We start from the raw sequence: 12,937 nt of genomic DNA on the forward strand, positions 1-12,937 counted from the left end.
CCTCTATATTGGCATAGTTTTTGCATTATATAATTTGTGCAAATCGAACTAGAGGAGGAATACATATGACGAATAAAGATCACTTAATTGTTTGTCGATGTGAAGAAGTTACATACGGTCAACTTCAATCGACAATTGCTGATTATAAATGCTCGGCAAGAGAATTAAAACTAAGAACACGTGCTGGCATGGGTTTTTGCGGTGGCCGCACATGTAGAATGATGATAGATCGAATGATTGAAAATGCAAATCCAGGCGTAACTACAAATGATATTCCATTGAAATACCAACCACCGGTACGAGCAGTTACTTTTGGATCGGTAGGTGAAAGTAAATGAGTAGAATTACACATCACCCTATTTTAGGGAGTTTACATAATAGTAATCGCATCACTTTTCAATTTAACGGTCAACAATATGAAGCATATGAACATGAAACGATTGCAGCTGCTTTACTTGCGAATGGAATAAGAACATTAAGAGTGCATGAAGATAGCGGGACGCCACGAAGTATTTACTGTAATATTGGACATTGTTCTGAATGCCGCGTCACAGTAAACAATCAAGCAAACGTACGAGCATGCTTAACTGTTGTAGAAAACGGTATGGTTGTTATTAGTGGTAAACAACATCCAAATATCGTGAGAGAGATGGTGAAAAAGCGATGAACGATGTCATTATTATCGGTGCTGGCCCCGCGGGTTTATCAGCCTCTATCTCTTGTGCCCGTTTTGGACTAAAAGTACTTGTTATTGATGAATTTATGAAGCCTGGCGGAAGATTGTTAGGACAATTACATCAAGAACCTACTGGAGAATGGTGGAACGGGATAAAAGAATCAAAACGCCTTCACGAAGAAGCACAATCTCTTTCAGTTGATATTCGATGTGGCATTTCCGTCTATAATTTAGATAAAGATGAAAGTTCTTGGTTCGTCCATACGAATATCGGTACGTTAGAAGCACCTTTCGTTTTACTTGCTACTGGCGCTGCTGAGTACTCTATCCCTCTTCCTGGTTGGACACTTCCTGGGGTGATGTCAATTGGAGCAGCTCAAGTTATGACGAATGTACATCGTGTTCAAGTTGGGAAAAAAGGAATCATTATTGGTGCTAACATATTGTCATTTTCCATTTTGAATGAATTACAATTGGCAGGAATTAAAGTGGAACATATCGTACTTCCTGAAAAAAGTGAATTAAGTCAACAGGCTGGTGAACCAGAAGAAGTTGTAAATTCTCTCTTACACGCTGCACACCTTGCCCCGTCACCTTTATTACGTATTGGTAGTAAATTGATGAAATATAATTGGGCTAAACAAGCTGGATTAACCTTCTATCCAAACATCGGAATAAAAATAAACGGTACACGTCTTCATCTTCGAAAAGCAGCTCTTGAAATTATCGGGACAGATCAAGTTGAAGGTGTACGCATTGCTAATATTGATACGAAAGGAAACATCATCACTGGATCGGAACAAATATATGAGGCAGATTTCGTTTGTATTGCAGGTGGCTTATATCCTCTTGCTGAGCTAGCTGCTGTAGCTGGCTGTCCATTCCGTTACATTCCGGAATTAGGCGGGCACGTTCCTCTCCATTCCGAAGCGATGGAAACCCCTCTTCCTGGTTTATTTGTAGCCGGTAATATAACTGGCATTGAAAGCGGGAAAATTGCAATGGCACAAGGAACTGTTGCAGGTCTATCTATTGCTAAATATGCAAGTGAAAAACGTGATATAGTCGACCAACAATTAACTCACGCCATTCAAAACGTTCACTTTGTTCGTCAGAAAGCTGCAATTCAGTTTAATCCGATGGTAGATATCGGTAGACGAAAGATGAATGATTTATGGCATAAATTCCAAACAAATGATAACGATTTCTATAAACAACAAGAAATTCTTTAATAAGACTTATTTGTAAAAAAGCTCTTCTTATCAAAAATATAAGAGGAGCTTTTCAAATTATTTCACTTCAATTGTCCAATCACCATCAGCTTGAATAGTAAATATATGTATACCATTTTCTTTTACAGGCATTTTTTTCGTAGTATCAGCGTTTCCGATTTCGTTAAATAAAGTACTATCATTTAGATGAACGATAAAATTACTTTTCCCGTTATTATGTATCCCATGAAATTCTTTTAAACCTTTTTCTAACTTTACAAATACAACATCACTACCATGCCCGCTTACTGCCCCTGGAGTCGTCACTACTTTATCCATCGGAATAGATTGAGACATATTAGCACTCCAGTGTCCGTCTGCTAGTGCATCAATGAAATACTTTCCACTCTCTTTTATAACAACTAATTTTTTTTGTTTACCATTTCCAATAAAGTTAGAAAGTGTTCCCGCATCATTTCCCTGTTCATCTTTCAAATGAAGGATTGCATTACTTTTCCCTTTATGTTCTACATCAGCAATTACAAAACCAGCTTTCAACTCAAAGAAATCAGAAGAATTTTTACCATCTCCTTCTATTGACACATTATGGTCTTGTGATAACTGTTCTACTGTACTTGCTGATTTTACTTCCTCAACTTTTTGATTTGCTGTGTCAGTTTTTTGTTCTACACTCTTCTCTGTTTTCTCTTTCGCCTTTACATTCTTTGTTTCTTCTGTTGAATTACAAGCAGTTAAAGATAAACATACCGTAGCTATTGTTGCTAATAATCTCTTTTTCATAATATCTTCCTATTAATATAAAATGTTTTCAATAATAATAACATATTTTTACCAATTCATAAGTTTATTAAAAATTGAATTTTATCCTAAAATAGGAAAAATACTAATAATAAAAATTAAAATAAAAAACTGCTAGAGCATAAAGCCCTAACAGTCTTATTGTTCGTCACTATTAAATTTCGCTAACGCGTAAATACCTTCTTCATCATCTAATTCAAGTTGTAATCTCGCTGCAAATGAATTGACGTTATATTCTCTGTCAAGTAATAAGCGTAGTGCTTCGATTAAGTTCGCTTGAATTAAAATTTGCTGGCGACCATTTACCTCTACTTCAGCAGAGAAACCATAGTCATCGTCGTACATAAGTTCAACTAAAACTTCTTCTGGACCAACTTGTCTTTTTTCAGCGATATATACGCAAAGGGCGTTGATCAGTTCTTGTTCAGAAATTTTTATCGTTTCCATGCTACTTCATCTTCCTTTTTCTTACGTTGATCTTTGAAGTATTTAAATGCACGAATTGCTAACATTACGATACCAGCCATTACTAACATATTTACCATAAACGCTAATACAGAACCAAGAGCTCCCATATTTGCAAATAAGCTACCCATTAGTAAACCACCAAGACCACCTAGTAATAAACCTTTCATAAAGCTTCCTTTATTACTTTTTGGTGCTGTATTTGTTGCTTTTGTTTTTGAATCTGGAGTCGTTTTTTGCGAATTTACATTTGAGTCTTTTTTGTTTAAATCAACTTTTGACTTTTGACCTGAGCTTGGTGTAAATGACTTTTTACCAGATTTGTAACTCTTCGCTGCTGCGTGATCTACAAACATGAAGCTACTAGCTCCAAAGATAACCATGAATGCTGTCATGACTGCTACAAGTTTTTTCAACATATTATATCCATTCTCCTTTTATATAGATATATGTGAAATCTACCTTTCTAGTAAATTCAGAATGATAGATTTATTTTTAAAAACATTTTAAAGGTTCTTATGAACTTATTATATGAACTTTTGTCGAAATATGCAAGTGTTATTTACTTCCGACAGTTTGGTGACAAAGGAAAAATTAAGCAAAACAGAATTGACTTTAAATGAAACAAAACATATTATAGGTTCATAAGAACTTTTTATTATTTATGGAGGTGAAAAGATGGAAACATTTCATCTCACACGAAACGAAATGGCTACCCTTCTTCTATCGTTAAGAGGATGGAATACGAAAAAGCCTCTCGGTATTTTACAAGAAGCTTGGGCAAAGTCACATAAAAAAGATATTGAAAGCGGACAAAGCGTAACTGCTTTTATTACTACCGCACTTTCACCTATTTTTGAAAAACTGATAAAAATTGACGATACAGACGTCGGTTTCTCTTTAAATGAAATAGTCGCGCTTGGCAATCAGATCGAAAACACAAGTTTCTCTGTAACTGCCATGCAAAACTGGGTGAAACGAGATATAAAAGAAATGATTGGCTCTCCTCAAAAAGGAAAAAAATATTCAATTGAACAAGCAGCCTTACTATTCATTGTTGAAGATTTAAAAACAGCACTTGATTTTGAATCCATTCGTAAGCTATTACGCCTTATCGTAAATGACCCAGCCGATCGAAGTGATGACTTAATCAATCCTGTTCATTTATATGGAGCATACTCTTCTCTATTTGAAGAACTCAATCAAGGGAATTGCTTACAATTAAATGCAACAGATACAATCCATACAATTGAAAACATCGTAAAAGAAAGAGCTGATAAAATTGCAAGCAAGTTCGATCAGGTTAATAACGAGCAACGTGAAGCAATCCGTAACGCCATAATTATCGCCACACTTTCTGTACATACCGCTTATGTACAAATGTTAGCGAAACGTTACGTAACAGCAACTTTATTTTTACAGAACTTAGATGTGAAGCCTTAAAAAATAGGAGCAGAAATGCTTCTATTTTTTTTATAACGAAAACAAGCATCAACCTGTTACATACTTAGAACAGGTTGATGCTTATTTCTCTATGTATTAATTATAAAAAACCATAATCGCCTATTATATTTCGAACAACTTTTCTCGATAGATTTAACGCCTTCATCTTCGTAACTCTTTATAAATTTCGATTTGAGCTTTTGAGCTATTAGCAAAACTTAACCAATCCTGTCTCACATTACTAATGTTTTCAGTTACCAAAAGTTCAACGATATCTAAATGTGAAACATTCGTTGTTATCGGTTTATTTATACCATTAACTTTAGCACCTGACATATATTTAGCAATCTCAGGGTTTAATGCGAAAGCAAAATCAATTACAGTTGAACCTTGCGGTAAGTTCACGGAATCTAACTTAGGAGTAAATGCTACAATGTTATCTTGAAATAGTTCATATGAAACTAAATCATAAAATTCAATCGCATCTTGAGTTACTAGATCATTTGTCTTAATAAAATGATCCATCAATTTATAAATTATATTTTGCATATCCTTATCAGTTATACTTTTTGTAAGAATATGAAATACCCCTTTATATTGTCTCTCCTGATTTATTTTTGTTTCAATCCATATCACTATTTCATGGTTATCGATTACCACTTTGGTCTTTAAGTATTTGTTTAACACATCACTTTCAATTGCTATATTATCTTCAAATTGATATGGAATTGGTTGGTATAGTTGATGTATAACTCCTAATATTTTATAACAGTCTAAATTATTTGAGGCCGTGATAATTATTTTTGACACCGCTGTAATGTCTTGAATTTCTTGGAGACGAGAATAGGCTGTATAAATAGGGCTTACTTCATAGTTAACTTCAAATATTAAAGATGAATTTAGAAAATTATTTATATCTTGCATGATATTTTGAGACAAACCGTCTAATAACTTAACATAATTTTGTAAAAGAATTTTCATTCCCTTATATTTAGAATGGTTAAGATAATAAAAACCTAAATCTTCTAACTCGTGTTGAATATGTAATAGCCCTAGTCTTTTACAAATCGGAGCGAAAATTTTGAGTGTTTCATTTGCATAAGGAACTTGTTTCTTTACAGCTTTCACCTGTAAAGTTCTCATGTTATGTAGACGATCTATCACTTTTATAATAGCTACTCTTATATCTCCTTGCGTAGCTAACAATAATTTCTTTAAATTCACTGCTTCATACTCTTCTTTATTAGGGGTTTGTTTTTTATCAATTTTAGTTAACCCTTCTACAATATCAGCCACTTTTTTACCGAATATATCACGTATATACTCAATTGTATAATCTGTATCCTCCACCACATCATGTAATAATGCTGCAACTAAAGTTATTATATCTGCCTTACAATCTAACAAAATTTCTGTAACTGCAAATGGATGAGTAATATACGGCTCACCCGAAACGCGAAATTGTCCTTCATGCGCTTTCTCGGAAACTAATATAGCTTTATGTAATTGTTCTAATTCTGCTTTATGTAGATATGAGGCCTTTTCTAATAATGTTTTTTTCATATTTTCACCTTCATCACGTTAATTTTCTATAAAAATTTTATTACCATTATAATTCGTTATTTGAAAGTGAAGTACCTGTCTAGGTGATAAGGGAATTTCTAAATCAACTCAAATTGAATACGCACATTTTTTTGTAGGTAACCTTACTATTTCTCGAATAAAAGGTGATTTTTCTATAATATCCTCTAACTCTCCCTTACTATAAACATAAATACCACCTACATATGAACTGTAAGCTTTTTTTTCAGTGATTACCACTAAGCTGCTATTTCCCTTATTAAAATCACCCTCTATTCCTTTTTCAAATGCTAAACTTTTAGTTGCCGAAAAATATAGCTGAATTAATGTTGCTATTTCTACGTCTTTTGATTTTTCAAAACACTTTAATTCATTGAAAATTATTCTATCATGTAATGGAAGAAAATCCTCTACTTCTAAATTCTCTCTTTCATAAAAGAAGTTTTGAAGCTCAGGAGTATAGAAAGAAAGATTTTTCTCTTCTATCTTTTTAAAAATCTTTTGCAACAATAAATCTTTTCCTATTACAAACGGATGACCAAAGCCATTATTATAAAGTCCTTCTTTCATTTTCATTAGTTGTTCAATCAAAGGGATTCCCGATTCTTCAATGACAAGTTTACCGTTTATAAAACGCATACTAGCTATCAGTTCTTCTATCTGTAATCCACCTATCTCAAGCGATGAATAATATAAATCCCTATTCCAAAAATCTAATTGATCCATTCCTAATGAATTAAACAAGAGCTCATCTATAATCGGAAAAACACCATCTTCTGTTAAAGCTTTCGTTACATCATCTAATAATCCGGCGGTCTGATTTAAAATCGTTCGTATTTCTTCATCCTCTTGAATGATTCGTATAGTCCACTCACCATGATCTTCGCCTGATATTTGTTGAAAACAATGCGAATATGGGCCATGGCCAACATCGTGTAGAAGTGCTACAACAGATAATAACTCCCTCTCATATTCTGATAAACGAATATCACCAATATCCGTAAGATGTTCTATCACTTTATTTACAAGTACATATACACCTATTGAATGTTCTTTCCTCGTATGTATTGCGTTTTCGTGTAAAAAATATGTATGTCCTTGTTGTTTAATATACGCCAATCTTTGAAATGCTTTTGTATCCATCAATCGAAGGATATGTCTATCACAAATAGTAATTTCCCCATAAATCGGATCATTAAATTGCATGTATTCTCCTCCTGTTTTTACAAATTAAAAACCTATATAATTATACTTAATTTTCAGTTTATTATCATTAACATATGAGAAATTTTTAATAATCTTTTCATTATCTCTTCATGAAAACGGAACTTACATACTTTATTATAATACTTATAAGAGGCATAAAAGAATTGAAATAGCAATCCCCTATACAAATAAGGTATAATCTACACATAGTGAATCTTTTATGTTATTAAGTATAAGGTTCACCTATTCAAAAATACATAAACTAGAAGGTGCAACAATGGTAAGTAGTTTTATTCATTCAGTATTAACGTTTTTTGAAGGATTAGGTTATTGGGGCATTATGCTTGGACTTATGATTGAGATTATCCCAAGTGAGATTGTCCTTGCTTATGCGGGATACTTAGTATTCAATGGTAGTATCTCATTTTTAGGCGCAATTGTATTTGGTACAATTGGCGGCGTTATTGCTCAAATTTTTATTTATTGGCTTGGACGATACGGTGGACGACCTATATTAGAACGATACGGAAAATATATTTTCATTCATAAAAAACATATAGATGCTGCAGAAGATTGGTTTAATCGTTACGGAACTGGCGTCATTTTTACAGCACGCTTCATTCCAGTAGTGCGTCATGCGATTTCAATTCCTGCTGGTATTACAAAAATGTCATTCCTACGTTTCACTACGTTAACAGCACTTGCAATCATCCCTTGGTCTATCATTTTCATTTATTTAGGTGAAAAACTAGGTGAGAATTGGGAAAATATTAACGATGTTGCTGGACCATATGTGAAATCATTCGCAATTGGTGGCGTCATACTTATTCTTTTATACTTCGTTATAAAAAAATGGACAAAAAAGCGTAAAAATCTTGCGTAAAAATATAAATAAAAACCGCTATACATTTTATTACAAATGTTAGCGGTTTTTATTATAGGCTTGATTATATATTAGAAATTGCTTTATTTCTTCTTTATGCTTTAAGTCATGCTGAATGAGTGAGGAAAAATAATGGTTTAGCCTCACTTTTTTAGTACCAAATTGATGGTCATTATAAAAATATTGGGTTGGAATTCGCTCAATTTGATCTACTAATTTTTTACGAGTAACACTAAATTGATCTAATATTTCTTCTTTTGAAATACCAGATCTCGCATATTTTATTGCTCCCTTATTCATTTCCTCAACATCTATTGGAACATTTGGTACAGATTGTCCACTTATAAAGTATGGAATTCTATGCTTTATTAAAAACGTATCCCAAACGATAAAATGTGAAATCACATCTGCAATTCCCCACGAACCATTTTTAAATGATCGAAGCCACATATCATCACTTAATCCCTTCAATGTTTGACACCATTCTATTAAATTTAATTTTTCTTCCAAAATATTCTCTTTCTTCATTATTCAATCCTTTCTCGCACTTATAATTCATTCATATTAATATCTTCTAGAAATTGTATAAAAAGCCTTCATACTTATGTGGATAAGCTACAATTCACTCATTCATTTCGTATATTATTTCAAAAAGGAGTGATTCCCCTATGCATTGGCAACAAAAAATACAATACTTAATCGGACGCCCTATCGGTATTTCCTTCATTAATGGGCAAGGAACCTCTGGTGTATTATGTTCAGCACATGATGGTCAATTGTATGTATATGAATACCTTTATCAAGCGCAGTTCGCAATGAAACATTATGATTTTAGACAAATTCAAGATATACACGCCTTTCCGAATTGCCCCCATCAAAATCATTTATTCTAAAAAAAGGAACAGCTTATAGCCGTTCCTTTTTCTCCACACTTATTTTTCAGTATAAAAGTTTTGCACTGCTTCATCAAAGTAAATCCAGCCTTTCCAACCTAAATGAATTGTATCTTTTAAGAAATACTTATCATATTCATGGCCAGAGAAATCCACTACTGGGTATCCTGCTTTCTCAACTTGTTCCCTAACTTTTTTATAATACACTTCACGGCGCTCTTTAGGGAAACCAGCGTAATCATACCATGGTCCGTTTACAGGTACAGAAATAAAGAGCGGCTTGACATTTTTCTCTTTAAAAATATTTAAAACAATTTGTAAGTCATCATATTCCGGTGATTCTTCATACGATTCATTTGCTCTAAAGTTTTTTAGACCTTTTAACTTTTTCTTCAAATTATGTTTATAGTAATATGGATTTTCAATTCCGAATGTGTTTGTAGTAGATTCCGCTTTCCCTTCTTCTTCCGCATGTTTGCGTGCATCTACCCAAGAAATTGAACGTAGTCCCACATTTGTTTTTTCTTTCATCGGCTCAATCTTAAATATGGAGTTAAATAAATCTCTATGATCTAAAATATTTCGATGCATATAAGCAAGTGGTTTAACTAAGCCCGCTTTTACGTTATGTTTCGTATCATTATATACAATACCTTCTAAGGAATTTTTTAATATATCATCTTCTTGAACAACTTTATAATCTAAAAGTCGTTTCGCAATTTGCTTCTTCATTTCTACATTTATTTTATCATTAAAAATAAAATGATATGCTTGTTGTTTGGAGAAATTGTTCGTAAAATCCCCTTGGGAAACCCCAGTCTTTGTAAACCATTGTGGCGATAAAACAAAGACTACTTTTTTACCTTCTAACTCATCCATAGTAGACGTCATATTTAATATATGAGCTAAACTTTGTGTACCGCCAATTCCGATTAAATATGGCGTAAAACCTGCAGGATTCACTTTAAAGTAATTAGATGGATGATATGCATCCATTCGTAAAAATTCAGATGAACCGTACATCGGTAAATACTGCGAATTCTCTAACATTTTCTGTTGCAAGAATACACTTTGTAATTTTTCTTTTTGTAAAGAAGTTGCCGCATCTTCTACCTTCTTATCACTAATCAGTGATACTAAACTTTTCGATGGGATGAGTATGATAATAAAAAACAGCACACACGCTAAAATTATGGGACCAAAGGCATGCTTCATTTTCATTTTTTGTTCCTCTTCCTATCGCAATTAAATTGTAACCCTTGTCTTTGACACGTCATCATTTCTCTCCTTTTTCTCTATACATGTTCCATTCTATTTATCTATTATATACATGTATGTATTTCTTTTCTTGTTCTATTAAGACCTATATAGCGCAAGAAAATGTTTCCATAGAAACACGTTAATTATACAAGATTCTACCTACATTTCACACTGAAATTTTAGTAATAATTTTATTTTTTAACAATGAAAAAACATATGAAATGTCTAGAATTCTTCGGATGATGTATTGAGTTCAAAATATGATAATAGGCGCCCGCTATGATCAACTTCATGAGTATATATAAACCCTAGATTTCGTAAAAGTTTTTTCGAGTTCTCATTTGCTACTTTTACTCTAGCAATTATTCTTTTTACATTCATCATCTCTTTTGCATATTGAATGGAAGCCTTTGCTGCTTCTGACGCATATCCATTTCCCCAATATTCCGGATCAAGTAAATACATAATTTCTATTTCACCTGTTTCATCTATTTTTCTTAAACCACAATGTCCTAAAAGCTCTCCTGTATTTCTATTAACTAACAACCATACCCCGAAACCATACTGTTCCCAATGTGATATTAGTTGCATAATATAGTCCTTTACTTCTTCCTTTGACATTCCCTTTGATTTAGCAAGCCATTTGCCAACAGCCTCTTCTTTTACTATGCTATAAAATTGATCAACATCTTCTATAATGGGCTTTCTCATGAATAACCTTTTTGTATGCATTACTTTCTTTTCTTCAAACATAAAACTTCATTCCCCTCCAAAATTTTATACAGACTAGTAAATTATACCATGTACTATTTACCCGACTTTAACTAAAAAACAGACTACCACAAACGTGGAGTCTGTTTTCTCATCCTTTATTTTTGTACATCTGCCCACTTTAAACTTGTTGCTGGTCCAAATTGATGTACGTATAAATCTTTCACATATGGCTTTTGTAAGTAAGATAATCCACGCTGGAATACTGGAGCAATTACCGCATCATCCAGCAACATCTTTTCAGCATCTTGCAATGCTTTCCAACGAGTTTTTTCATCATTACCTAATTCTGTTTTAATCTTCTTAATTAACGCATCATATTCTGGATTTGCATATTCAGTATTGTTCACACTGCTTCCAGAAAGGAATACTTCTAAATATGTCATTGGATCTGGATAATCTGGCAGCCAACGTGATAATGACATTTCATATTCTTTCTTCTTCTCTAGCGCTAGCTTTTGCGTATGTGGTTGTAATTTTACATTTACCTTTAAGCCTGGTAAGTTTTTCTCTAGCTGTTCTTTAATGTATTCTCCTACTTTCTTAAAGTTTTCTAAATCATAGTTTAATAACTCAAGCGTTACTTCATTTATACCAGTCTCTTGCTTCGCCTTTTCCCAATATTCTTTCGCCTGTTTTACATCCGTTTTATTAAACTCACCTGCTGTACTTCTAAAATCTTTGTTATCTGGACCTTTTAAAAATCCTTTTGGCACGTAATAGTTTGCAGCAACCGAACCATCATTTAAAAACGAAGTCGCAAGTCCTTTCTTATCAAACACTGTACTTAGTGCAAGACGTGCATTTTTATTTTTAAGAACCGGCACATTTTCATTAAATCGGAAGAAGTACATAACTGGATCTGTATATTGTTTTAGCTCTTTATTATTTTTATATTTATCTACGAATTCTGTAGAAATGACAGCTCTATCAACTTTATCTGTTTCATATAAATTTACCGCAGTTGAAATTTCTTTAACAATTTGATAGTTTACTTCATCTAACTTCACTTCTTTTTTATCCCAATACTTATCGTTTTTCTTCATTGTAAAGCTCGCTTCATGCTTCCAATCAGATAGTGTAAAAGGCCCATTATATACCGTTTTATTTGCTTCTAATCCGTATTTATCACCTTGTTCTTTCGCATATTTTTCGTTAATCGGATAGAATGATGGTAAAATAAGTAATTTCGTAAAATACGGTACAGGATGTTCCAACTCTACAACGAACGTTTTATCATCCTTCGCTTTTACTCCTAATTCCTCTAACCCTAGTTGTTTCTTATTTATTTTCTCCGCATTTTTCACATCGTACGCAATGTATGCATATTGAGAAGCAGTATCCGGATTAATAAGCAGCTTCCAAGCATATACGTAATCTTGCGCTGTTACTGGATCTCCGTTAGACCATTTCGCATCACGTAAGTGGAATGTATATGTTTTTCCATCTTTGCTCACTTCATATTTTTGTGCGCCAGCTTCAATCACTTCATCATTTTTCGATAAGCGGAATAATCCTTCCATTACGTTATTTAAAACGTTAAATGATACTGCATCTGTTACTTTCCCTGAATGTAATGACGGAATTTCACCCGTTTCTAGTAACTGTAATACTTTCTTCTCATCTTTCGGCTTTGTCGTTGTTTTTTCTTTTGCGCAGCCAACTAAAATTGAAGAAACTAACAGAGTACTAACTAATGAGTAACGAACAACTTTTTTCATTTGAAAAC

Annotated in this window: 15 protein-coding genes; 6 read left to right on the plus strand and 9 right to left on the minus strand. The window is 33.1% G+C overall.

What is annotated here, in order from left to right; translation table 11 throughout:
• Positions 1-65 precede the first annotated feature (65 nt).
• Genes PDK19_RS11575 through PDK19_RS11585 form a run of 3 tightly spaced genes read left to right on the plus strand, consistent with a single transcriptional unit; the run spans position 66 to position 1,908 of the window.
• Entirely contained in the window at positions 66-338 is a 273-nt protein-coding gene (locus PDK19_RS11575; protein WP_016717714.1) for a (2Fe-2S)-binding protein, read from the plus strand.
• On the plus strand, positions 335-667 hold the full coding sequence (locus PDK19_RS11580) for a (2Fe-2S)-binding protein (protein ID WP_270707137.1): 333 nt from the start codon (positions 335-337) through the stop codon (positions 665-667). The genes PDK19_RS11575 and PDK19_RS11580 overlap by 4 nt, the downstream gene beginning before the upstream one ends.
• A complete protein-coding gene (locus tag PDK19_RS11585) occupies positions 664-1,908 on the plus strand; it encodes an NAD(P)/FAD-dependent oxidoreductase (RefSeq protein ID WP_270707139.1) in 1,245 nt (414 codons plus the stop codon). Before PDK19_RS11580 ends, PDK19_RS11585 begins: the two co-directional genes overlap by 4 nt.
• 57 nt (positions 1,909-1,965) lie before the next feature.
• On the opposite strand, the gene PDK19_RS11590 is transcribed toward PDK19_RS11585, so the two are convergent.
• The 3 genes from PDK19_RS11590 to PDK19_RS11600 all read right to left on the minus strand — a co-directional run bounded on the left by PDK19_RS11590 (position 1,966) and on the right by PDK19_RS11600 (position 3,590).
• On the minus strand, positions 1,966-2,688 hold the full coding sequence (locus PDK19_RS11590) for a hypothetical protein (RefSeq protein WP_000746568.1): 723 nt from the start codon (positions 2,686-2,688) through the stop codon (positions 1,966-1,968).
• Positions 2,689-2,844: 156 nt separating this feature from the next.
• Positions 2,845-3,153, minus strand: a complete 309-nt coding sequence (locus tag PDK19_RS11595) for a YxcD family protein (RefSeq protein WP_000447760.1) — start codon at positions 3,151-3,153, stop codon at positions 2,845-2,847.
• The gene (locus PDK19_RS11600; protein WP_000914477.1) at positions 3,141-3,590 is read right to left on the minus strand and encodes a hypothetical protein; all 450 of its coding nucleotides are present in this window, start codon (positions 3,588-3,590) and stop codon (positions 3,141-3,143) included. The genes PDK19_RS11595 and PDK19_RS11600 overlap by 13 nt, the downstream gene beginning before the upstream one ends.
• A gap of 259 nt (positions 3,591-3,849) precedes the next feature.
• Here PDK19_RS11600 and PDK19_RS11605 point away from each other — a divergent pair, with 259 nt between their 5' ends.
• Complete coding sequence (locus PDK19_RS11605) at positions 3,850-4,614, plus strand: DUF1836 domain-containing protein (RefSeq protein ID WP_000447224.1); 765 nt, start codon at positions 3,850-3,852, stop codon at positions 4,612-4,614.
• Between the two features lie 162 nt (positions 4,615-4,776).
• On the opposite strand, the gene PDK19_RS11610 is transcribed toward PDK19_RS11605, so the two are convergent.
• Together PDK19_RS11610 and PDK19_RS11615 are read right to left on the minus strand one after the other, a co-directional pair.
• Positions 4,777-6,177, minus strand: coding sequence for an HD domain-containing protein (locus PDK19_RS11610; protein WP_270707141.1), 1,401 nt, complete (start codon positions 6,175-6,177; stop codon positions 4,777-4,779).
• A 108-nt stretch (positions 6,178-6,285) separates the two neighbouring features.
• A complete protein-coding gene (locus PDK19_RS11615) occupies positions 6,286-7,401 on the minus strand; it encodes an HD domain-containing protein (protein ID WP_270707143.1) in 1,116 nt (371 codons plus the stop codon).
• A gap of 277 nt (positions 7,402-7,678) precedes the next feature.
• Between PDK19_RS11615 and PDK19_RS11620 the strand changes: the two genes are divergently transcribed.
• Entirely contained in the window at positions 7,679-8,284 is a 606-nt protein-coding gene (locus PDK19_RS11620; RefSeq protein ID WP_000254808.1) for a DedA family protein, read from the plus strand.
• 39 nt (positions 8,285-8,323) lie between these two features.
• Here the strand turns inward: PDK19_RS11620 and PDK19_RS11625 are convergent, their stop codons facing one another.
• Positions 8,324-8,812: a DinB family protein gene (locus tag PDK19_RS11625; RefSeq protein ID WP_000711955.1), complete on the minus strand. Its 489-nt coding sequence runs from the start codon at positions 8,810-8,812 to the stop codon at positions 8,324-8,326.
• A gap of 140 nt (positions 8,813-8,952) precedes the next feature.
• On the opposite strand from PDK19_RS11625, the gene PDK19_RS11630 reads away from it, so the two are divergent.
• Positions 8,953-9,177 carry a hypothetical protein gene (locus PDK19_RS11630; protein ID WP_000558702.1) on the plus strand — a complete coding sequence of 75 codons (225 nt, stop codon included), beginning with the start codon at positions 8,953-8,955 and terminating at the stop codon, positions 9,175-9,177.
• Between the two features lie 39 nt (positions 9,178-9,216).
• Here PDK19_RS11630 and dltD read toward each other — a convergent pair whose 3' ends face one another.
• The 3 genes from dltD to PDK19_RS11645 all read right to left on the minus strand — a co-directional run bounded on the left by dltD (position 9,217) and on the right by PDK19_RS11645 (position 12,929).
• Complete coding sequence (gene dltD / locus PDK19_RS11635) at positions 9,217-10,398, minus strand: D-alanyl-lipoteichoic acid biosynthesis protein DltD (protein ID WP_000782324.1); 1,182 nt, start codon at positions 10,396-10,398, stop codon at positions 9,217-9,219.
• A gap of 264 nt (positions 10,399-10,662) precedes the next feature.
• Positions 10,663-11,190 carry a GNAT family N-acetyltransferase gene (locus PDK19_RS11640; protein WP_000461351.1) on the minus strand — a complete coding sequence of 176 codons (528 nt, stop codon included), beginning with the start codon at positions 11,188-11,190 and terminating at the stop codon, positions 10,663-10,665.
• Between the two features lie 116 nt (positions 11,191-11,306).
• Positions 11,307-12,929, minus strand: coding sequence for a peptide ABC transporter substrate-binding protein (locus tag PDK19_RS11645; protein WP_000758276.1), 1,623 nt, complete (start codon positions 12,927-12,929; stop codon positions 11,307-11,309).
• Between the last annotated feature and the right edge of the window lie 8 nt (positions 12,930-12,937).

Source organism: Bacillus cereus group sp. BcHK124 (assembly GCF_027712065.1).
Classification (GTDB): Bacteria; Bacillota; Bacilli; order Bacillales; family Bacillaceae_G; genus Bacillus_A; species Bacillus_A pacificus.

Excerpts from the sequence above, each read along its gene's own strand:
- PDK19_RS11575 (WP_016717714.1), top strand. The coding sequence starts at position 66 with ATGACGAATAAAGATCACTTAATTGTTTGTCGATGTGAAGAAGTTACA.
- PDK19_RS11580 (WP_270707137.1), top strand. The coding sequence starts at position 335 with ATGAGTAGAATTACACATCACCCTATTTTAGGGAGTTTACATAATAGT.
- PDK19_RS11585 (WP_270707139.1), top strand. The coding sequence starts at position 664 with ATGAACGATGTCATTATTATCGGTGCTGGCCCCGCGGGTTTATCAGCC.
- PDK19_RS11590 (WP_000746568.1), bottom strand. The coding sequence starts at position 2,688 with ATGAAAAAGAGATTATTAGCAACAATAGCTACGGTATGTTTATCTTTA.
- PDK19_RS11595 (WP_000447760.1), bottom strand. The coding sequence starts at position 3,153 with ATGGAAACGATAAAAATTTCTGAACAAGAACTGATCAACGCCCTTTGC.
- PDK19_RS11600 (WP_000914477.1), bottom strand. The coding sequence starts at position 3,590 with ATGTTGAAAAAACTTGTAGCAGTCATGACAGCATTCATGGTTATCTTT.
- PDK19_RS11605 (WP_000447224.1), top strand. The coding sequence starts at position 3,850 with ATGGAAACATTTCATCTCACACGAAACGAAATGGCTACCCTTCTTCTA.
- PDK19_RS11610 (WP_270707141.1), bottom strand. The coding sequence starts at position 6,177 with ATGAAAAAAACATTATTAGAAAAGGCCTCATATCTACATAAAGCAGAA.
- PDK19_RS11615 (WP_270707143.1), bottom strand. The coding sequence starts at position 7,401 with ATGCAATTTAATGATCCGATTTATGGGGAAATTACTATTTGTGATAGA.
- PDK19_RS11620 (WP_000254808.1), top strand. The coding sequence starts at position 7,679 with ATGGTAAGTAGTTTTATTCATTCAGTATTAACGTTTTTTGAAGGATTA.
- PDK19_RS11625 (WP_000711955.1), bottom strand. The coding sequence starts at position 8,812 with ATGAAGAAAGAGAATATTTTGGAAGAAAAATTAAATTTAATAGAATGG.
- PDK19_RS11630 (WP_000558702.1), top strand. The coding sequence starts at position 8,953 with ATGCATTGGCAACAAAAAATACAATACTTAATCGGACGCCCTATCGGT.
- dltD (WP_000782324.1), bottom strand. The coding sequence starts at position 10,398 with ATGAAAATGAAGCATGCCTTTGGTCCCATAATTTTAGCGTGTGTGCTG.
- PDK19_RS11640 (WP_000461351.1), bottom strand. The coding sequence starts at position 11,190 with ATGTTTGAAGAAAAGAAAGTAATGCATACAAAAAGGTTATTCATGAGA.
- PDK19_RS11645 (WP_000758276.1), bottom strand. The coding sequence starts at position 12,929 with ATGAAAAAAGTTGTTCGTTACTCATTAGTTAGTACTCTGTTAGTTTCT.